The 18,876-nt window shown below is 65.3% G+C and carries 13 protein-coding genes, 2 tRNA genes and 2 pseudogenes; 15 read left to right on the top strand and 2 right to left on the bottom strand.

Annotated elements, in window-relative coordinates:
- The first annotated feature begins 18 nt into the window (after nucleotides 1–18).
- From ACVMB0_RS26865 to ACVMB0_RS26850, 4 genes are all read left to right on the top strand, one after another.
- Nucleotides 19–3,147, top strand: a complete 3,129-nt coding sequence (locus ACVMB0_RS26865) for an efflux RND transporter permease subunit (RefSeq protein ID WP_461348217.1) — start codon at nucleotides 19–21, stop codon at nucleotides 3,145–3,147.
- Entirely contained in the window at nucleotides 3,144–6,248 is a 3,105-nt protein-coding gene (locus ACVMB0_RS26860; protein WP_461348216.1) for an efflux RND transporter permease subunit, read from the top strand. The genes ACVMB0_RS26865 and ACVMB0_RS26860 overlap by 4 nt, the downstream gene beginning before the upstream one ends.
- 37 nt (nucleotides 6,249–6,285) lie before the next feature.
- Nucleotides 6,286–7,011 (top strand): tRNA-uridine aminocarboxypropyltransferase, encoded by a 726-nt coding sequence (locus ACVMB0_RS26855; RefSeq protein WP_456754720.1) that lies wholly within the window; start codon nucleotides 6,286–6,288, stop codon nucleotides 7,009–7,011.
- A gap of 55 nt (nucleotides 7,012–7,066) precedes the next feature.
- A tRNA-Cys gene (locus tag ACVMB0_RS26850) sits at nucleotides 7,067–7,140 on the top strand.
- Nucleotides 7,141–7,183: 43 nt separating this feature from the next.
- Here the strand turns inward: ACVMB0_RS26850 and ACVMB0_RS26845 are convergent.
- On the bottom strand, nucleotides 7,184–7,366 hold the full coding sequence (locus ACVMB0_RS26845; RefSeq protein WP_024584196.1) for a hypothetical protein: 183 nt from the start codon (nucleotides 7,364–7,366) through the stop codon (nucleotides 7,184–7,186).
- Nucleotides 7,367–7,879: 513 nt separating this feature from the next.
- Here ACVMB0_RS26845 and ACVMB0_RS26840 point away from each other — a divergent pair.
- The 6 genes and pseudogenes from ACVMB0_RS26840 to ACVMB0_RS26815 all read left to right on the top strand — a co-directional run bounded on the left by ACVMB0_RS26840 (nucleotide 7,880) and on the right by ACVMB0_RS26815 (nucleotide 14,504).
- Nucleotides 7,880–8,779, top strand: a complete 900-nt coding sequence (locus tag ACVMB0_RS26840; RefSeq protein WP_461348215.1) for an ABC transporter substrate-binding protein — start codon at nucleotides 7,880–7,882, stop codon at nucleotides 8,777–8,779.
- Nucleotides 8,780–8,784: 5 nt separating this feature from the next.
- Entirely contained in the window at nucleotides 8,785–10,404 is a 1,620-nt protein-coding gene (locus ACVMB0_RS26835; protein WP_461348214.1) for an amino acid ABC transporter permease/ATP-binding protein, read from the top strand.
- Between the two features lie 49 nt (nucleotides 10,405–10,453).
- Complete coding sequence (locus ACVMB0_RS26830) at nucleotides 10,454–11,695, top strand: acetamidase/formamidase family protein (protein WP_461348213.1); 1,242 nt, start codon at nucleotides 10,454–10,456, stop codon at nucleotides 11,693–11,695.
- A 50-nt stretch (nucleotides 11,696–11,745) separates the two neighbouring features.
- A pseudogene (locus ACVMB0_RS26825) lies at nucleotides 11,746–12,760 on the top strand (helix-turn-helix domain-containing protein); the annotation flags it as partial.
- Nucleotides 12,761–12,849: 89 nt separating this feature from the next.
- Nucleotides 12,850–14,098: pseudogene (locus tag ACVMB0_RS26820) on the top strand (acetamidase/formamidase family protein); the annotation flags it as partial.
- Between the two features lie 22 nt (nucleotides 14,099–14,120).
- Complete coding sequence (locus ACVMB0_RS26815; RefSeq protein ID WP_461348212.1) at nucleotides 14,121–14,504, top strand: RidA family protein; 384 nt, start codon at nucleotides 14,121–14,123, stop codon at nucleotides 14,502–14,504.
- 12 nt (nucleotides 14,505–14,516) lie between these two features.
- Here the strand turns inward: ACVMB0_RS26815 and ACVMB0_RS26810 are convergent, their stop codons facing one another.
- Nucleotides 14,517–15,164: a TetR family transcriptional regulator gene (locus tag ACVMB0_RS26810; protein ID WP_461348211.1), complete on the bottom strand. Its 648-nt coding sequence runs from the start codon at nucleotides 15,162–15,164 to the stop codon at nucleotides 14,517–14,519.
- A 92-nt stretch (nucleotides 15,165–15,256) separates the two neighbouring features.
- Between ACVMB0_RS26810 and ACVMB0_RS26805 the strand changes: the two genes are divergently transcribed.
- From ACVMB0_RS26805 to ACVMB0_RS26785, 5 genes are all read left to right on the top strand, one after another.
- Nucleotides 15,257–15,742 carry an anthrone oxygenase family protein gene (locus ACVMB0_RS26805; protein ID WP_461348210.1) on the top strand — a complete coding sequence of 162 codons (486 nt, stop codon included), beginning with the start codon at nucleotides 15,257–15,259 and terminating at the stop codon, nucleotides 15,740–15,742.
- Between the two features lie 254 nt (nucleotides 15,743–15,996).
- Nucleotides 15,997–16,071: transfer RNA gene (locus tag ACVMB0_RS26800), tRNA-Asn, on the top strand.
- A gap of 135 nt (nucleotides 16,072–16,206) precedes the next feature.
- Complete coding sequence (locus ACVMB0_RS26795; protein ID WP_076859518.1) at nucleotides 16,207–16,386, top strand: hypothetical protein; 180 nt, start codon at nucleotides 16,207–16,209, stop codon at nucleotides 16,384–16,386.
- Between the two features lie 123 nt (nucleotides 16,387–16,509).
- Nucleotides 16,510–17,175 (top strand): protein-L-isoaspartate O-methyltransferase family protein, encoded by a 666-nt coding sequence (locus tag ACVMB0_RS26790; protein ID WP_461348209.1) that lies wholly within the window; start codon nucleotides 16,510–16,512, stop codon nucleotides 17,173–17,175.
- Between the two features lie 211 nt (nucleotides 17,176–17,386).
- Nucleotides 17,387–18,769 carry a TolC family outer membrane protein gene (locus tag ACVMB0_RS26785; protein ID WP_461348208.1) on the top strand — a complete coding sequence of 461 codons (1,383 nt, stop codon included), beginning with the start codon at nucleotides 17,387–17,389 and terminating at the stop codon, nucleotides 18,767–18,769.
- The last annotated feature ends 107 nt before the right edge of the window (nucleotides 18,770–18,876 follow it).

Raw genomic sequence — 18,876 nt, 5'->3', positions numbered from 1 at the left:
ACCAGCGAGCACGCAGCCATGAGCGTCTCCGAACCGTTCATCCGCCGGCCGATCGCCACCTCGCTGCTCGGCATCGCGTTGATGATCGGCGGCGCGCTCGGCTATTGGGCGTTGCCGGTCTCGGCGTTGCCGCAGGTCGATTTCCCGACCGTGCAGGTGACGACGCAATTGCCGGGCGCGAGCCCCGACGTGGTGGCCTCGCTGATCACCGCGCCGCTGGAGCGGCAGCTCGGCCAGATCCCGTCGCTGTCGTCGATGAATTCGACGAGCTCGTTCGGCGTCAGCCAGATCTCGCTGCAGTTCGATCTCAACCGCGATATCGACGGCGCCACCCAGGACGTGCAGGCCGCGATCAATGCCGCGGCGGGTATCCTGCCGAAGACGCTGCCGTACCCGCCGGTCTACGCCAAGGTGAACCCGGCGGACGCGCCGGTCATGACCCTGGCGCTGACCTCGGACACGATCTCGCTGCGCGCGATGAGCGATCTCGCCGACACGATCCTCGGCCAACGGCTGAGCCAGATTTCCGGCGTCGGCCGGGTCTCGATCCTCGGCGGCCTGAAGCCTGCGGTCCGCGTGCAGGCCGATCTGGCGCGGCTCGCTGCCTACGGCATCGCTATGGAGGATCTGCGCAACGCGATCGCCGGCGCCAACGTGTCGGGGCCGAAGGGCTCACTCGACGGCGCCCAGCAATCCTACACCATCGCCGCCAACGACCAGATCGCCGCCGCCGACGCCTACCGGCCGATCATCATCGCCTATCGCAACGGCTCGCCGGTCACGATCGGCGACGTCGCGCAGATCGTCGACGGGTTGGAGAACGACCGCACCGGTGGCTGGTACCAGGGCACGCCGGCCGTCATCATCGACATCCAGCGCCAGCCCGGCGCCAACGTCATCGACGTGGTCAAGCAGATCCGCGGCGAAATCCCGCGGTTGCAGCGCGCGGTCCCGGCCGGCGTCAAGCTGACCGTCGTGTCCGACCGCACCGTGACGATCCGCGCCTCGGTCCACGACGTGCAGTTCACGCTGATCCTCAGCGTCGTGCTGGTGACACTGGTGGTCCTCTTGTTCCTGCGGTCGCTGCGCGCGACCCTGATCGCCGGCGTGGCCTTGCCGCTGTCGCTGATCACGAGCTTCGGCATCATGTATTTCGCCGGCTTCAGCCTCGACAATCTGTCGCTGATGGCGCTGACCATCGGAACCGGCTTCGTGGTCGACGACGCCATCGTCATGATCGAGAACATCGTCCGCCACATGGAAGACGGCGAGACGGTGATGGAGGCCTCATTGAGGGGTGCCAGCGAGATCGGCTTCACGGTGATCTCGCTGACGGTCTCGCTGATCGCCGTGTTCATCCCGCTGCTGTTCATGTCTGGGCTGGTCGGCCGCATGTTCCGGGAATTCGCGCTGACCCTGACCATCGCGGTCGTGACCTCGGCGATCGTCTCATTGACGCTGACGCCGATGATGTGCTCGCGGCTGCTCAAGAACATCCATGAGGAGATGGCGATGCCGGGGCTGGCCGCGGTCAGCCGCTTCATCGACCGAATGGTCGAGTTCTACCATCGCACGCTGCTCTGGGTGCTGCAGCGTCAGCGCGCGACGCTCTTGGCGACGTTCGCGACCATCGCGCTGACTCTCATCATGTATGTGCTGGCGCCGAAGGGTTTTCTGCCGTTGCAGGACACGTCCTCGATCACGGCGGTGACCGAGGCCGGCCCCGATGTGTCGTTCGCCGAGATGCAGCGGCGGCAGAGCGCTGTCTCCGAGCTCATCAAGGCCGACCCTGATGTGGTCGGCGTCGTCTCGGTGATCGGCTCGGGCTCGGTCAATCCGACCACCAATGTCGGCCGCCTTGTCATGACCTTGAAGCCGCTCGACGAGCGGCGCGACGGCGTCGTGAAGGTGATCGAGCGGCTCAAGCAGAAGGTCGCGACGGTGCCCGGCATGACCGTCTACTTCCAGCCGGTGCAGGACGTGCAGATCTCGACCCAGTCGAGTCGCTCGCAATACCAGTATACGCTGACCGCGACCGACGCCGCCGAGGTCTCGCAATGGGCGCAGAAGCTGGTCGCCGAGATGCGGCGCGACCCGATCTTCCGCGATGTCTCGTCGGAAGCGCAGGACGGCGGCTTGCGCGCCGCGCTCGACATCAACCGCCAGCGCGCCGGCCAGCTCGGCGTCAGTCTGCAGGGTGTTACCGACACGCTGAACGATGCCTTCGCTCAGCGGCAGATCTCGACGATCTATGGCCAGGCCAACCAGTACCGCGTGGTGCTCGAGGCGCTGCCGATGTACCAGCGCGACCCCTCGATCCTCGACAAACTGTATCTGCCCGGAGCCAACGGCGCGCAGGTGCCGCTGTCGGCGGTGGCGACGCTGATCCGCACCACGGCGCCGCTCGCGATCTCGCACCAGGCGCAATTCCCGTCGGTCTCGCTGAGCTTCAACCTAGCGCCGGGCGAGGCGCTTGGCGATGCCGTGGTGGCAGTGAAGGCGATCGAGACCCGGATCGGAATGCCCGGCAGCATCGTCGGGATCTATTCCGGCGACGCCGCCGAATTCGCGCGCTCGCTGGCCGGACAGCCCTGGCTGATCCTGGCCGCGATCATCACGATCTACATCGTGCTCGGCGTGCTCTATGAGAGCTACATCCATCCGATCACCATCCTGTCGACGTTGCCGTCGGCCGGCGTCGGCGCCATCCTCGCCTTGATGCTGTGCGGGCAGGACCTCTCGGTGATCGGCCTGATCGGCATCATCCTGTTGATGGGCATCGTCAAGAAGAATGCCATCATGATGATCGACTTCGCGCTGGACGCCGAGCGGCATCAGGGCATGTCGTCCTATGATGCCATCGTGCAGGCCTGCCTGCTGCGCTTCCGGCCGATCATGATGACGACCCTGGCGGCGCTGTTCGGCGCGCTGCCGCTCGCGATCGAAAGCGGCACCGGCGCCGAGCTGCGCTTCCCGCTCGGCATCTCGATCATCGGCGGCCTGCTGCTGAGCCAGCTGCTGACGCTCTACACCACGCCCGTGATCTATCTGGCGCTCGACCGGCTCAATCGCCGGATCGAGCGGGCGGTGCCGGAGCCGGGACGGGGCGGCCCGCCGATCGCGGGAGCCACCGAGGGCATGCAGTGATCTCGATCTCGGAGCCCTTCATCCGCCGGCCGGTGGGCACCACCTTGCTGGCGATCGGGCTGTTCCTGGTCGGGATCGTCGCCTACGAGTTCCTGCCGGTCTCTTCGGTGCCGAATGTCGACTTCCCGACCATCCGGGTGTCGGCGTCGCGGCCCGGCGCCGATCCCTCTGTCATGGCCGCGACCGTCGCCGCGCCGCTGGAGCGCAAGCTCGGCACCATCTCGGGCGTCGACCAGATCACCTCGACGAGCTCGCTCGGCACCACCAGCATCCAGGTGCAGTTCTCGATCGGCCGCGATATCGACCGCGCCGCGCGCGACGTGCAGGCCGCGATCAACGCCTCGCTCGCTGATCTGCCGAGCGACCTGCCGTCGCTGCCCAAATTCCGCAAGGCCAATCCGGCCGCGGCGCCGGTGTTCGTGCTGGCGCTGACCTCGAAGACGATCTCGACCAGCGCGATGTACGACGTCGCCGACACTGTGCTGGCGCAGCGCATCTCGCAGGTGCCTGGGGTCGGCGAGGTCACCGTCAGCGGCGCCGACCAGCCGGCGGTGCGCATCGCGCTCAACCCGGTGTCGCTGGCGAATGCCGGGATCGCGACCGACGACGTCCGGACCGCGATCATCAATGCCAATCCGCTCGGCCCGGTCGGCATCTTCAATGGCGAGCGGCTGAGCGAGACGCTCTCGATCAACAAGCAGATGCGCACCGCGGCCGAGTTCCGCGACATCATCATCAAGAGCTCGAACGGCAATTTCGTCCGTCTCTCTGATGTCGCCGAGGTCGAGGATTCCGTCCGCAACTCGCGCTCGATTGCCTGGTTCAACAAGCAGCCGGCGGTGCTGATCCAGATCACCAAGCAGGGCGACGCCAACGTCATCGATACCGTCGACAGCGTGCGCCGGCTGCTGCCGGAACTGAAGAAGTGGATTCCGGCCGGCGTCGAGATCTCGACCCTGGTGGATCGTACCGGAACGATCCGCGCCAGCGTCGAGGACATGCAGTTCACGCTGCTGGCGACCGCGGTGCTCGTGATGGTCGTCGTGTTCGTGTTCCTGCGTCGTGTGGTGCCGACGATCGCGGCCGGCGTCTCGGTGCCGCTGGCGCTGGCCGGCACCTGCGCCGGGATGTGGCTCGCCGGCTTCTCGATCGACAATCTGTCGCTGATGGCGCTCGCGATCTCGGTCGGCTTCGTGGTCGACGACGCCATCGTGATGATCGAGAACATGTACCGCAACCTCGAGCAGGGCATGGCGCCATATCCGGCGGCGGTCGAGGGCGCCAAGCAGATCGGCTTCACGGTGCTGTCGATCTCGCTGTCGCTGATCGCGGCCTTCACCCCGCTGATCTTCATGGACGGCATCGTCGGCCGGCTGCTCCGCGAATTCTCGCTGACCCTGACCTTTGCCATCATCGTGTCGACGCTGGTGTCGGTGACGATCACGCCGATGATCTGCGCGCACTACATCAGGGAAGCGACCTCGGATCGCGCCACCTGGTACGACCGCGCCATCGAGGGCACGCTGTCGCGCGTCGTGGCGTTCTATGCGTCGACGCTGCGGATCGTGCTCGGCTATCCCTTCCTGACCCTGGTGGTGTTCTTCGCTACCGTCGCGCTGACGGTGACGCTCTACATCAAGACGCCGAAGGGCTATTTCCCGACCGACGACAGCGGCTTCGTGATCGGCTCGACGCGGGCGTCGGCGGATATCTCGTTCCAGGCGATGCTCCAGCTGCAGCAGCGGCTCGCCGACATCGTGATGGCCGACCCGGCGGTCGCCGGCATCGGCTCGTCGGTCGGCTCCGGCGGCGGCCCGGGCGGCGCCACCTCCAACCGCGGCACCATGTTCATCAGCCTGAAGCCGCCCGAGGAGCGGACAGGCCTATCGACCGCGCAGGTGATCGACCGGCTGCGCCGCAATCTGTTCATGGTGCCGGGCATCCGCCTGTTCATGTTCGCCGCCCAGGACATCCGCACGGGGGGCCGCCAGAGCGATTCCGACTACCAGTACACGCTCGCTTCGACCGATCTCGAGCTGTTGCAGAAATGGGCGCCGCTGGTCGCCAAGCGGATGGAGACCGTGGAGGGCATCACCGACGTCTCCTCCGACCGCGATCCCGGCGGCCTGCAGCTCAACCTCGTGATCGATCGCAAGACCGCCTCCAGCCTCGGCGTCCGGGTGCAGGACATCGACAACGCGCTCAACAACGCGTTCTCGCAGCGGCAGATCTCCTACATCTACACCCAGCGCAACCAGTACGTCGTGGTGCTCGAGATCGATCCGAAATTCCAGAGCGATCCGTCGAATCTCGAGCGCATCTATGTCGCAGGCGCCAATGACGTGCAGGTGCCGCTGTCGGCGCTGGTGCACTACCAGCGCGGACTGTCGGCGCTGGCGGTCTTCCACTCCGGCGGCTTTCCCTCGACCACCGTGTCGTTCAACCTGCTGCCCGACGTGCCGCTGGAGGTCGCGACTACCAACATCCAGCAGGCGGTCAACGAGCTACACATGCCGGAGGGCATTCGCGGCAGCTTCGACGGCAATGCCGGCGACTTCAACAAGACCAGCGGGCGGCAGCCGCTGCTCATCCTCGGCGCGCTGATCGCGATGTATATCGTGCTCGGCGTGCTCTATGAGAGCCTGGCGCATCCGATCACGATCATATCGACCCTGCCGTCGGCCGGCCTCGGCGCGTTGCTGGCGTTGCAGGTGACCAACACGCCGCTGACCGTGATCGCCTTCGTCGGCATCATCCTGTTGATCGGCATCGTCAAGAAGAACGGCATCATGATGGTCGACTTCGCGCTCGACGCGGAGCGGCATCAGGGGCTGTCGTCGCGGGACGCGATCTTCGAGGCCTGCCGGGCCCGTTTCCGTCCGATCCTGATGACGACCATGGCCGCGCTGTTCGCGGGCATTCCGCTGGTCATTGCGACCGGTCCGGGCACCGAGCTGCGCCGGCCGCTCGGCATCACCATCATTGGCGGCCTGTTCGTGTCGCAGATCCTGACGCTCTACACTACGCCGGTGATCTATCTCCTGATCGACCGGCTGCGCCAGCGCCGCGAGCCGTCGGGCGTGCACGCGCCGGCGGAATAGGTTGAATTGTACAGCTCCGCGCGCGTATAGCGGAGCCATGTCCGACCCGACCGAAGTCAAAGCCGACGTTGTTGCCGAGATCGAGGAGTGCCCGCATTGCGGCAAGCCGCTGCCGCTCTGCATCTGCGACAGCGTCACCCCGATCGAGAGCCGCATCCAACTGCTGATCCTGATCCATCCGCAGGAGCAGGACCGGGCGCTCGGCACAGCGCGGCTGTTGGCGCAGCATTTCGAGAACGCCGTGGTGCGGATCGGGCTGTCCTGGCCGAGCCTCGCCAAGGCGCTCGGCCGGCCGGTGCCTGATCCGTCGCGCTGGGCGGTGCTCTATCTCGGCTCGGCCAAGGTCGAGGAGCTCGAGACCGAGGCCGAGATCGTCGCGATCAACCGCAAGGGCGAACTGGAGCCGCACCAGCGCGCCATCCTGTCCGATATCGAGGGGGTCGTGCTGCTCGACGGCACCTGGAGCCAGGCCAAGGCGCTGTGGTGGCGCAATGCCTGGATGCTGAAGTGCCAGCGGGTGATTCTCGGGCCGAAAAAGCCCTCGCGCTACGGCAAGCTGCGCCGGGAACCGCGTCGCGACGGCCTGTCCACCATCGAAGCGGCCGCGATCCTGCTGGCCGGGCTGCAAAAGCGGCCCGATATCGCCGCAACGTTAACCGACAGTTTCGAGCGGATGCTGGCGAGATTCCGCGAAGTCCAGGCCAAAATGCCGGAATTGGCGCCAAAACCCAGGAAACGGGACTATCGGAAGCGTCGGCGATAGCTATTGGGCTTGGTTGCCTATCTGAGAGAGGGCGTATATGAAGTGCGCCGCAAGGGGCCACGTGGCGGAGTGGTTACGCAACGGTCTGCAAAACCGTGTACACCAGTTCAATTCTGGTCGTGGCCTCCACTCATCTCATCAATGGCTTGCAGCCGATCAATGAGAAGCCGCATTAGCTTGCGGCATACCAACCTTCAGGAAACGGAATCAGCGGCCATGGCGCCTGGTTGTCATTGGCAGCACGCGGCGGCGGCTGAATACGGGGCGAGGGCTGAGCCACGAAATCCTCCTGAGCAATGGGCGCGATTGCCGTACGCACGGCGTCCAGCAGCAGATCAAATTCGACTTCGCTCATCGCGCTCTCCGAGGTTCGAGAGCGCAATGGTCGCAAAACTGTCTTCGGTCCGGATTGAGCGATTCGTTCGAATTTTATGAAAAGAACGATGGCGCCCGGCTTGGTTAATGAATCACTGATACCCCTCCCGCGGGGGGAACCTAGGTCGGCATGGCCGCACCTCGTGTGAGACAAATCACATGTTTCGAAAAACTGTTCCGGACTGTCCGGCAGTATTCATAGCCGTCAAATATCGCAGGAATTTTAGGGAGACGTGACAGCGAGGGCAAGCTGGCCGTCGGTCGCGTGTCGCGGTGCGTGAACTACTACGCGATCCCAGGAGATCAGCGAGAGATCAGCAGGAGATCGGCGGCGTCACGAATGAATCTTGAGCAGGCCTGCCCAAATCTCAGGCTCGGCTGATCCAATTTTTTGTACGTCCCGGGACAAGCCTTCCCGGCATCGTTCCCCGTAGCCTTTCCGTCGAGTTTTGGGACATGGCCTTGCCATGACAAATTCGGAGGAGTTGGCAATATGCAAAATTGGCTTTGTGGGAGTGGATGGCGCGCGTCGCGTTCAGTGTGCCTGGCGATATTGAGCGCCGTCGCCGCCGCCGGGCTTTTGACGCCGGTTGGCGCCCAGGCTGCGCCTGCCGAATGCGCCGCATTGCAGGCGAAATATCCGGACTGGAAGGGCAAGACGCTGGTCAACGCCATCAACCCGCATACACCGGGTTATGAAGCGATCGATCCGAAGGATCCCAGCAAATATGTCGGCTTCGACATCGATCTCGGCGAGGAGATCGGCGAGTGTCTCGGCTTCAAGCTGACCTACAAGGCGGTGACGTTCGCTGCGCTGCTCACCACATTGGCGAGCGGGCAGGCCGACATCGTCATCTCCGACATCTATGCCACCGAAGAGCGGGCCAAGGCGGCCGACTTCATCACCTATTCGAAGGTGTTCGACGGCGTGCTGGTCGCCAAGGGCAATCCCAAGGGCATCAACGGCATCAATCTGTCGCTGTGCGGCGCCGCAGCCGCCGAGAATACGGGCTTCGTCGAGGTGCCGCTGGTGCAGGCGCTGATTCCGCAATGCAAGGCCGCCGGCAAGCCGGAGCCGACGCTGCAGCTCTACGACAACAACGCCAACTGCATCCAGGCCATCCTGGCGAGGCGCGCCGACACCTACGTCAACGACGTCAACACGGTCGACAACGCCGTAAAGGCCTATCCCGACAAGCTCGAAAAGGCGGTTGCGGTCACCATTCCGTATTCGGTCGGCATCGCCGTGCCGAAGGACAAGCCCAAGTTCCGTGAAGCCGTGATGGCGGCGCTGACTGAAATCCACAAATCCGGCGATCAGCTCGCGCTTCTGAAGAAGTGGGATCTCGACCCCAATAACCTGAAAGAGCCGGGACTGCTGACCGTCAACTGATCCTGATGTCGCTGTTCCTGCACTATCTCAGCCTGTCGTATCTGCTCGAGGGCATCGAGATCACCCTCCAGGTGACGGCCCTCGGGCTCGGCGGCGGGCTGCTGCTGGGGTTGATCCTCGCCTCGATGCAGCTCAGCCGGTTCGGGCTGCTGGCAGTGTTGGCGCGGGGCTACACCGTGATCTTCCGCGGCACGCCGCTGATCCTGCAAATGGTGTTTGCCTACGACGCGCTGCCGCATATCGGCATCAAGCTGCCGGCGATCCTCGCGGCAGGTCTCGCATTGGCCTGTAACGAAGCTCCCTTCATCGCCGAGATGTTGCGCGCCGGCGTGCTCGGCGTCGATCGCGGGCAACTCGCCGCCGGGCAGGCACTTGGCATGACGCCATCCGTGGTGCTGCGGCGGGTGGTGGGCCCCCAGGCGATCCGGACCATGATCCCGGCGTTCGGCAACGAGGCCGTCAGCGCCTTGAAGAATTCGTCGCTCGCCTCGGTGATCGCCGTGCAGGAATTGACGCTCCGAAGCACGCAGCTTGCATCCTCCACCTTCGACTTCTTCTCGATCTTTTTTGCCTCCGGCCTGCTGTATCTGGTGCTGACGGGCGCCGTCAGCCTGATCCAGCTCGTGCTGGAGCGGATGCTCGATCTCGACCGGCGCCAGCGCGGTCTTGCGGATCTCCTGCCGTGGCGTCGCGGCGATCCTGAAGCCGTGCTCGCGCTGGTCGAAAAGGCCGCGCCCGGTATCGAGGTCGCGGTGCCGCCCGCTGACATCCCGCCACCGGCGACGCGCGTTCTGTCGGCGGAGGGGCGCGCCAGGCGGGCCGCGGCGATCGCGCGCAACAACGTTGCGGTCGAGGTCAGGGGTTTGCGCAAGAGCTACGGCGCGCAGCCCGTGCTCAACGGCGTCGACCTGACGGTGCGCGTCGGCGAAGTCGTGGCGTTGCTCGGGCCCAGTGGCTCCGGAAAGAGCACGCTGCTTCGCTGCATCAATCATCTGGAGGACTGGGACGCCGGAACCGTTCGGGTCGGCGGACGCCGTCTCGGCTTTTCCGAACACGGCAAGGCGTTGTCGCCGCGCGCAATCGCGAATGAGCGCGCCAGCGTCGGCGTCGGGATGGTGTTCCAGCAGTTCAACCTGTTCAGCCACCTGACGGCGAAGGAGAACATCGCGGGGCCGCTGCGCTGGGTCCACGGAATGACGCGGGTCGATGCCGACCGCCGGGCGAGCGAGCTGCTCGACCGCGTCGGCCTCAGCCATCGCGCCGATGCGCTGCCGCGTCATCTCTCCGGCGGCCAGCAGCAGCGGGTGGCGATTGCACGCGCGCTGGCGCCAAACCCGAGCGTGCTGCTGCTCGACGAACCCACCTCGGCGCTCGACCCCGAGCTCGTCAACGAGGTGCTCGAAGTGATCCGGCGGCTGGCGGTCGATGACGGCCTAACGATGATCATCTCGACCCACCAGATCCGTTTCGCCGACGAGGTGGCCGACCGCGTCGCCTTCCTCACCGGCGGCGCCATCCTCGAGGAGGGACCGGCGCACGAGGTGCTCTCCAACCCGCGCAACCCCGTCACGGCGCGTTTCCTCAACGTGATGGACGCCGACAAAACGCCGGAGACGGTGCGATGAACGCGACCGGCGACCGGACGATCCTCCGATCCATCGAAGAGGCATTTGCATGAGGCACTTCAATCTGCCGGTTTCGCCGGCGACCGTTCACTGGGGCTATTTCAGCAAGAAGGTCGCGCCCGCGCTCACGCTGCGTTCGGGCGATCGCGCCACGATCGAAACGCTGACCCATCACGCCAACGACGACTACGAGCGGATGATCGCGAACGATCCGGGCGCCGAAAGCGTGTTTCACTGGACGCGCGAGCACAAGGCGGTGGCGCGCCGCGGTGCCGGCTCAACCGACGCGCCGTTCATACGAGGCTCCGGCGAGGGGCTCGGCGTTCATCTGCTCACGGGTCCCGTCGCGGTCGAGAATGCCGAGCCGGGCGATGTCCTTGAAGTGCGTATCCTGGACATCAAGCCACGGCCGAGTTGCAGCGCCTGCCACGCCGGCCGCTGCTTCGGCTCCAACGTCGCGGCCAATTGGGGTTTTCACTATCACGACCTGATCGAGGAGCCGAAGCCGCGCGAGGTCGTCACCATCTTCGAGCTCGACATCTCGGGCGAACCCTTCGCCAAGGCCGTCTACAACTACGTCTGGACGCCGCAGACCGATCCCGACGGCATCGTTCATCCGACCATCGATTATCCCGGCGTGCGGGTCGATCACGGCACCATCCGCAAGCGCGAGAACATCCTGACGGGCGTCAAGGTGCCGGCGCGGCTGCATTTCGGCACCATGGGCTTGGCGCCATCGGAAGCGGATTTCGTCAGCTCGATCCCGCCGAGCTATACCGGCGGCAATATCGATGACTGGCGGGTCGGGAAGGGCGCGCGGATGTACTATCCGGTGGCCGTGCCCGGGGCCTTCTTCTCGGTCGGCGATCCCCATGCCGCCCAGGGCGACAGCGAGCTCGGCGGCACCGCGATCGAGACCTCGCTGACCGGCGACTTCGAATTCATCCTGCACAAGAAGAACGATCTCGGCGGCACCGCGCTGGAAGGGTTGACCCATCCGATGCTGGAAACCGAGCAGGCCTGGTCGGTCTATGGCTTCACCTATCCGAACTACCTCGCCGAGCTCGGCGCCAACGCCCAGACCGAGATCGCCAGCCATTCCAGCCTCGACCGGGCGATGCGCGACGCGTTCCGCAAGCTGCGCCGGTTCCTGATGACGGTACATCGGCTCAGCGAGGACGAGGCGATCTCCCTGATGTCGGTCGGCGCCGATTTCGGCGTCACCCAGGTCGTCGATGCCAATTGGGGCGTGCACGGCACCATCCGGAAGAACGTGTTCAGGTGCGATTAGGCGCAACTGGCACGCAGGTTGCTTCGATCGACCCCGATTGGGTCGATGCGATGAGCTTCCGTCCGTACACGAGCGAATCCTATGCGCAGGATGACCGGCCCGAGGCGTGGCGGGACGTGCTGGACGCCATTGGCCTGCGGCCGGACCCCGCCAGGCCTCCTTATGATGGCCATGCCACCGCCTCGCACCGGAGCGCTGCCGGGATCGCGCTGACCCGGATCGCCGCGGGGGCGCAGACGGTGGCGCCATTGCCGCAGGGCGCCGAGGGCCTCCCGATTGCGCTGCTGCCGATCGACGACGGCGTGATGCTGCGGCATGGCGCCAGCCATCAGATCGTTCCGGTCGGCCACTTGCTGCTGTTGCCGAGGAGCGGGGATTGCAGCGTCGTGTTCCAGCGCGACATGCGGGCGATCGTGCTGTCGGTGACGCCGGACGCGCTGCACGGCCGGATTCCCGGCAAGCTGCGGCTGGGCGAGGCGCGCGTGGTGGCGCCGGGCGGCGTGGCCGATGTCTTTTCCCGCATGCTGGATGCGACCGCGCGGACGCTGGAGACGCTGGACGACAGCGCATGGATGACCGTGGCGCAGGCCATGGCCGATCTCCTGCTCACCATTGCGCATCAGTTCGCGGGTGCGGCCCCCGATGCCCGCCATACCGCATCGCAGGCTGCGACCCTGCACCGGATCTGCCAGGCGATCGAGCGGCGGCTCGACGATCCCGACCTTGCGCCGGCGAGCGTCGCGCAGGCCGAAGGGATTTCGGAACGTTACCTGCAGAAGCTGTTCGAGGGGGTCGGCGACAATTTCACGCACTATGTGCGCGAGCGCCGGCTGCAGCGTGCCTGGGCCGACCTGTCCAATCCGGGCGAGGCGCATCGCTCGATTTCCGAGATCGCCTATCGCTTCGGCTTCAGCGATTCTGCTCATTTCAGCCGCGCCTTCCGCCATCGCTTCGGTCTGCCGCCACGCGAATTCCGCCAACAGGAGGCTGAACGCGCAGCCCCCGCGTCGATCGGCCAGCGCGGCTGGCCGCAGGATGCGCTGGCACAGTTGCGCACGCATCAGCCGATGGCAATCTCAACGAAAGCCGCGGCAGTGTCGCGCGACGATGGCCGCGCGGTTCATGGTGTGGTTCATGGTATTCTTGGCGCACAGGCTCACCATCACCTCGCGGTCGAGGCGGAGAAGGTTCACTGGGGCTATTTCAGCCGCACGCTGCCGCCGCAGGCCGAGATCGCATCGGGCGACACCATCACGATCGAGACGCTCTCGCAGCATGCCTCCGACGATCCGGAGCGGATGATCTCGGGCGATCCCGGTGCGGAGAGCGTGTTCGGCTGGACCGCGGATCGCAAGAATGTGGATCGGCGCGGCGCCGGCCCCGATGGATGCCTCGGTGTTCGGGCGCGGGGCGGGCGAGGGGTTCGGCGTGCATATCTGCACCGGCCCGATCGCGGTGAAGGACGCGCAGCCCGGCGACGTGCTCGAGGTGCGCATCCTCGACATCGTGCCGCGGCCAAGCCGGCAGCCGCAGTTCGAAGGCCGTGTGTTCGGCTCCAGCGTCGCCGCCTGGTGGGGCTATCATTACGGTGAATTTCTCGCCGGTCCGAAGCCGCGCGAGGTCGTCACCATCTACGAGATATTTCCCAATGGAGACGGTTCATCGCATGCCCGGGCGCTTTACTCCTATCGCTGGGAGCCGCAGACCGATCCGTCCGGCGTGGTGCACGCGACCTATGATTATCCCGGCGTCCCGGTTGCGCCCGGCAGCGTCAAGCGCCGCCATGCCGTGCTTGACGGCATCCGCATTCCGTTGCGGCCGCATTTCGGCGTGATCGCGGTGGCGCCCCGCGAGGTCGATTTCGTCGACTCGGTGCCGCCGTCCTATTTCGGCGGCAATCTCGACAATTGGCGGCTTGGCAAGGGCTCGACCGTCTATCTGCCGGTGGCCGTGCCGGGCGCGCTGCTTTCGGTCGGCGATCCCCACGCGGCGCAAGGCGACGGCGAGCTCAGCGGCACTGCGATCGAATGCTCGATGACAGGCACGTTCCAGGTGATCCTGCACAAGAAAGGCAGCCACACCGGACAGCCCTTCGCCGACCTGAGCTATCCCCTGATCGAGACCGCGACCGACTGGGTGCTGACCGGATTCAGCCATCCCAACTATCTCGCCGAGTTCGGAGCGCAGGGGCAGAGCGAGGTCTACGCCAAGTCGTCGCTCGATCTCGCGATGAAGGATGCCTTCCGCAAGATGCGTCGCTTCCTGATGAGCGTCAAAGGCCTGAGCGAGGACGAGGCGATCGCGCTGATGTCGGCGGCGGTTGACTTCGGCGTGACCCAGGTGGTCGATGGCAATTGGGGCGTGCACGCCATTCTGAGCAAGCGGCTGTTCTGCGACGGCTGATCGCGCAAAGCGGAGACCAACAGTGAAATTCCATATGATTGCAGGCGGACCGAAGCCGGTCGCGCCGTTCAGCCATGCCGTCGAGACCGACGGCTTCGTGTTCGTGACCGGTCAGATGCCGGACACGCCGGCGACGCCCGGCGTGCTGCCTGACGGCATCGTCGCCCAGACCAGGGCCGTGATGGAGAATCTGCGTGTCGTGCTCGCGGGCCTTGGTCTCGGCCTCGAGCATATCGTGATGTCGCGGATCTATCTGACGCGTTTCAACGACGACTATGCTGCGATGAACGAGACCTACCGGACGTTCTTCCCGCCGGATCGCCTGCCGGCACGAACGTGCGTCGGCGTCACCGGGCTTGCCTATGACGCGCTGATCGAAATCGACCTGGTGTGCCGACGGCCGTGACGGCCGCTGACGTCATCCCAGATCGGTCAGGTCGCGCGGCAGCATGGCCTTGAATTGCGTCAGCGCCTGCCGCGCCTTTTTCGGCGGCAGCGTGATGGCGTGACGTACCGCGGCTGCGATCAGCGTCATCGTCAGTCCCGAGAGCGTGGCAAGGGTTGCGGCCGGCATGCCGGGCGCGACCCGCTTGATCGCATCGGACAACAGGCCCGAGAGCACGGCCATGTCCTCGGCATCGAGCTTTTGCAGCGCGCGGTCAGCCTGGGTCGCCTGCCAGATGTCGCGCACGCCCGGCTCGCGCATGAACATCTCGTAGTAGCTGTCGACGATCCGGCAGAGCGCAGGATGCAGATCGCGTGCGGTTGTGACCGCGGAAAGGTCGCGCCTGACGCAGTCGCGCCCGGCGGCGTTATGACGTTCCGCAAGCGTGCCGATGATCGCGGCCTTGTCCGGAAAATATTGATAGAGCGAGCCGAAGGCGACGCCGCTGCGCGCGACGATGTCGCTCATGCGGAACGCCTCGCTGCCCTTTTCCGCCATGATCTCGGTCGCACAGGCAAGGATGCGCTCGAAGCGATCGCGGCTGCGCTGCTGCGTCGGGGCCAGCCGCGCCAGCCCGGGCAGGGCGGCGCTCGCCGCCGGCGCGGCCTTTCGTTTCGTCATCGCTGTCCTCCACAAACCGGTTGACGTCTCTAATACGAGAGTTTATCGCATTTCACAAATACGAGTTATTCTCGCATTTGGAGGGTGGAGAGATGCGCCATATGCTGACCTCGGGCTTGCTGTGGTTTTCTGCGCTCGGCTGCGGCCTGCTTGCCGGGGTTTATTTCGCGTTCTCGGCCTTCGTCATGACGGCGCTGGGCCGTATCGATCAGGCCGCCGGCATCTCGGCGATGAACGCGATCGATGTCGCCATTGTCCGCTCGCTGTTCATGCCGGTCTTCCTCGGCACCACGCTGTCCTGTACCGCGCTGGTGGTGCTCGGCGCGCTGCGTTGGCAGGAGCCGGGCGCGATGGCGATGATCGGCGGCGGCGTCCTCTATGTCGTCGGGATGTTCGTCGTCACCGCCGTCTTCAACGTGCCGCTGAACGATCAGCTTGCGGCCACCGATCCCGCGAGCGCTGCGGCCGCGCCGGTCTGGGCGCGCTATCTGACCGACTGGACCTTCTGGAACCACGTCCGGACCGTTGCCTCGCTGGCGGCGACCGCGCTGTTCATCGTCGCGATCGCCGCGGAATGAGGCGGGGAGCGGGGACGCCCGAGCCAGAATCGCCGGCGCGGCGCGATGGCCGCGCCGACAGAGTGCTTCCGGACACGCCACGGCGCCGACAGGACAGCCGGGACGGACCTGCACCGCCCTGGAACGCCGGCAAACCCTTGCGCAGCAGAGGTTTACCGTCCCTGGCTAAAGTTTGGCCGGAGCCCCATTTGGTTCTTTGCAAGCCCGAAAGGCTTTGTTATACGCTGCCCGCTCGCGAACACTTGTTCGCCTATTCCTCGGTAGCTCAGCGGTAGAGCATTCGACTGTTAATCGAATGGTCGCTGGTTCGAATCCAGCCCGGGGAGCCAGTTTTGCTGGCCCCATCAACATCCACATCGCCAATCACAAGCCTGTGGTCTGTTACCGGCAGAACCAAAAACGTCGTCAAATCGACTCAATAGCCGTCGACACTTCGTCTTGCCGGGTCTTGAGAGGTGATTTTGATGGCCATTAACCTGATCGACCTGTCGATGCCGCAGCCAACGCTCGTTCCGAACGATGCCCCCTGCATCAGTGATGACGAGTGCGTTCGCCTGCTCGCAAAAGCCGTCGAGGAGCACGATTCCGAGCATCTTGACGAAGTGGCCCGCCTGATCGGCCGGCTGGCGGTCACGATCGAGTAGGCGCGCGCCGCGGCGCATGTCCTGCACGCCAACGCCGTGTTGCGTTTTGGCGGAGCCTGTTCCAAAAGATGGCCCTGTTCGAGCTTCTCCAGCGGCAATGCCGCGATTTGCAGGGTCCCGCCAATGACCGGTTTTTCGACCGCGCGCCAGTACATGGTCGATGGTCAGGTGCGTCCGAGCGACGTCACCGATGATCGTATTCTCGAAGCCATGCTGACCGTGCCGCGCGAGGTATTCGTGCCGGCCGACAAGCAGGCGCTCGCCTATCTCGATCTCGATCTCGATGTCAGCGAGGGTGCGACGGCCAGGCGCTGCCTGATCACGCCGGCGCTGCTGGCCAGGATGTTGCAGGCCGCTGCGATCAAGGCCACCGACCGCGTCCTGGTGGTCGGCTGCGCAACCGGTTACGCCGCCGCCATCGTGGCCCGCATTGCGGCCGAGGTCAGCGCAACCGAGAGCGATTCGGCGCTGGCCGCCAAGGCGACCGCGGTGTTCGCCCAGCTCGGCATCCAGAATGTGACGGTCAAGACCGCTGCGGCCGCCGATGGCGATGCCGCGGGCGCGCCGTTCGACGTCATCGTCCTCAATGGCGCGACCGAGGTTCTCCCCACCGGGCTGTTCGGCCAGCTCAAGGAGGGGGGCCGGCTGGTCGGGGTGTTCGGCCTGACGCCGCCGCCGCGCGCCGGCCTCGTGACGCACTCCCACGGGGATTTCGGCCATCGTGAGCTATTCGACGCCACGGCTCCCGTGCTGCCCGGACTGGAGCGGCTGCCCGCCTTCGTCTTCTGACTACCGCACTGCGCCAGCTGATAAAATCCCGTTCCGAATCAGAAGTGTGGCCCGTTTGCCCCATGTGAAGAGTTTCGACCGCGTTCCGTTGCGGGGTAGTTCCGTTGCCCTTAGCTGCGGACTAAGGTGAGGCGGGACTCACTTCGTCTGAGGCGACCGCCGGACCGACTTGCGTGTGGAGACGGCGACTACAATGATTGGATTACCGGGGATGCGTGGGGTGAAGGCTATCACCGCGGCTGCGACTGCCGTCCTTCTATTGGCGGAGATGGGCCCTGTGCCCGCGCTCGCCGAAACTATCGAATCCGCGCTGGTGCGGTCTTACCAGAATAATCCCCAGCTGAACGCACAACGTGCGTTGGTGCGGTCGACCGACGAAAACGTTCCGCAAGCGCTCTCGGGTTACCGCCCGAAGGTTTCACTCACCGCGAATGCGGGCGGACAATATACCGATGAGCAGTTGGGGCAGGGAACTCCGGCTGTGTCGGGCGTGAGCCGGCAGCGGACCGTCAGCATCACCGCCAACCAGTCGCTGTACAACGCGCAGACCGCGCCCAGGGTGCGGGCCGCCGAAAGCCAGGTGTCGTCGGCGCGCGAAGCATTGCGTGCGCTCGAGCAGTCCGTGCTGCTGGCCGCGGCGACCATCTACATGGACTATCTTCGTGACGCGGCCATCGTCGAGGTCCAGCGCAGCAATACGCGCGTGCTGGAACAGACGCTGAAGCAGACCCAGGATCGCTTCAACGTCGGCGAAGTGACACGAACCGACGTCGCGCAATCCGAGGCACAGCTTGCGGCGGGCAGGACCCAGCAGCTGACCGCGGAATCCAACCTGACGACGACGCGCTCGAACTACCGCCGCATCATCGGTGTCGACCCGCAGAATCCGGCGCCGGGCTCGCCGGTCGACCGGTACCTGCCGGCGACGCTGTCGGCCGCCGTCGAGCTCGGCCTGACCCAGAACCCGAACGTCACCGCCGCGATGTACGGCGTCGACGTCAACTACTTGCAGACTAAGGTTGCCGAGGGCGCGCTGCTGCCGTCGGTTGCGCTGCAGGCATCGGTCAGCCAGGGCTACGAAACGCAGTTGACCGTATACCGCCTCTTCAATGCCTCGGTTGGCGTTCAACTGACGCTGCCGATCTATCAGGGCGGTGCGGAATACTCGCTGATCCGGCAGTCCAAGGAATCGCTGGCGCAGCAGCGCCTGGTTCTGGAACAGACAAGGGATCAGGCACGCGCCAACGTCGTCACGGCGTGGGGCCAGTTGATCGCCGGCAAGTCGCAGGTGGCATCGGCGCAGGCGCAGGTGACCGCGTCCGAGATCGCGCTGAACGGCGTCCGCGAAGAAGCCAAGGCCGGCCAGCGCACCACGCTCGACGTGCTCAACGCGCAGCAGGCGCTCGTCAATGCGCGCAACGCGCTGGTCACCGCGCAGCATGATCGCGTCGTCGCGTCCTACAACGTGCTAAACTACATCGGCCGTCTGTCGCCGCAGGTGATGGGCCTTGCCACCAGCGTCTACGATCCGAGCGTGCATTACCAGCAAGTTCGTGACAATTGGGCCGGCGTACGCACGCCCGACGGCCGCTAAACAGCTTCACTTCATCGTCGCTTGTCGCGCCATGTTTGTGGTTCTGAGCTAATCAGAACCACGGACTGGCGCGTTTGCTTGCAATCGATAATTGGCCTGACATACCG

The sequence above is a fragment of the Bradyrhizobium sp. USDA 4451 genome, assembly GCF_054822585.1.
The sequence above is the reverse complement of the archived record's forward strand: the minus strand, read 5'-3'. Positions and strand labels throughout refer to the sequence as shown.

Coding starts and splice junctions, on each gene's coding strand:
- ACVMB0_RS26865 (WP_461348217.1), top strand. CDS start 19: ATGAGCGTCTCCGAACCGTTCATCCGCCGGCCGATCGCCACCTCGCTG.
- ACVMB0_RS26855 (WP_456754720.1), top strand. CDS start 6,286: ATGTCCGACCCGACCGAAGTCAAAGCCGACGTTGTTGCCGAGATCGAG.
- ACVMB0_RS26845 (WP_024584196.1), bottom strand. CDS start 7,366: ATGAGCGAAGTCGAATTTGATCTGCTGCTGGACGCCGTGCGTACGGCA.
- ACVMB0_RS26840 (WP_461348215.1), top strand. CDS start 7,880: ATGCAAAATTGGCTTTGTGGGAGTGGATGGCGCGCGTCGCGTTCAGTG.
- ACVMB0_RS26835 (WP_461348214.1), top strand. CDS start 8,785: ATGTCGCTGTTCCTGCACTATCTCAGCCTGTCGTATCTGCTCGAGGGC.
- ACVMB0_RS26830 (WP_461348213.1), top strand. CDS start 10,454: ATGAGGCACTTCAATCTGCCGGTTTCGCCGGCGACCGTTCACTGGGGC.
- ACVMB0_RS26810 (WP_461348211.1), bottom strand. CDS start 15,164: ATGACGAAACGAAAGGCCGCGCCGGCGGCGAGCGCCGCCCTGCCCGGG.
- ACVMB0_RS26805 (WP_461348210.1), top strand. CDS start 15,257: ATGCGCCATATGCTGACCTCGGGCTTGCTGTGGTTTTCTGCGCTCGGC.
- ACVMB0_RS26795 (WP_076859518.1), top strand. CDS start 16,207: ATGGCCATTAACCTGATCGACCTGTCGATGCCGCAGCCAACGCTCGTT.
- ACVMB0_RS26790 (WP_461348209.1), top strand. CDS start 16,510: ATGACCGGTTTTTCGACCGCGCGCCAGTACATGGTCGATGGTCAGGTG.
- ACVMB0_RS26785 (WP_461348208.1), top strand. CDS start 17,387: ATGCGTGGGGTGAAGGCTATCACCGCGGCTGCGACTGCCGTCCTTCTA.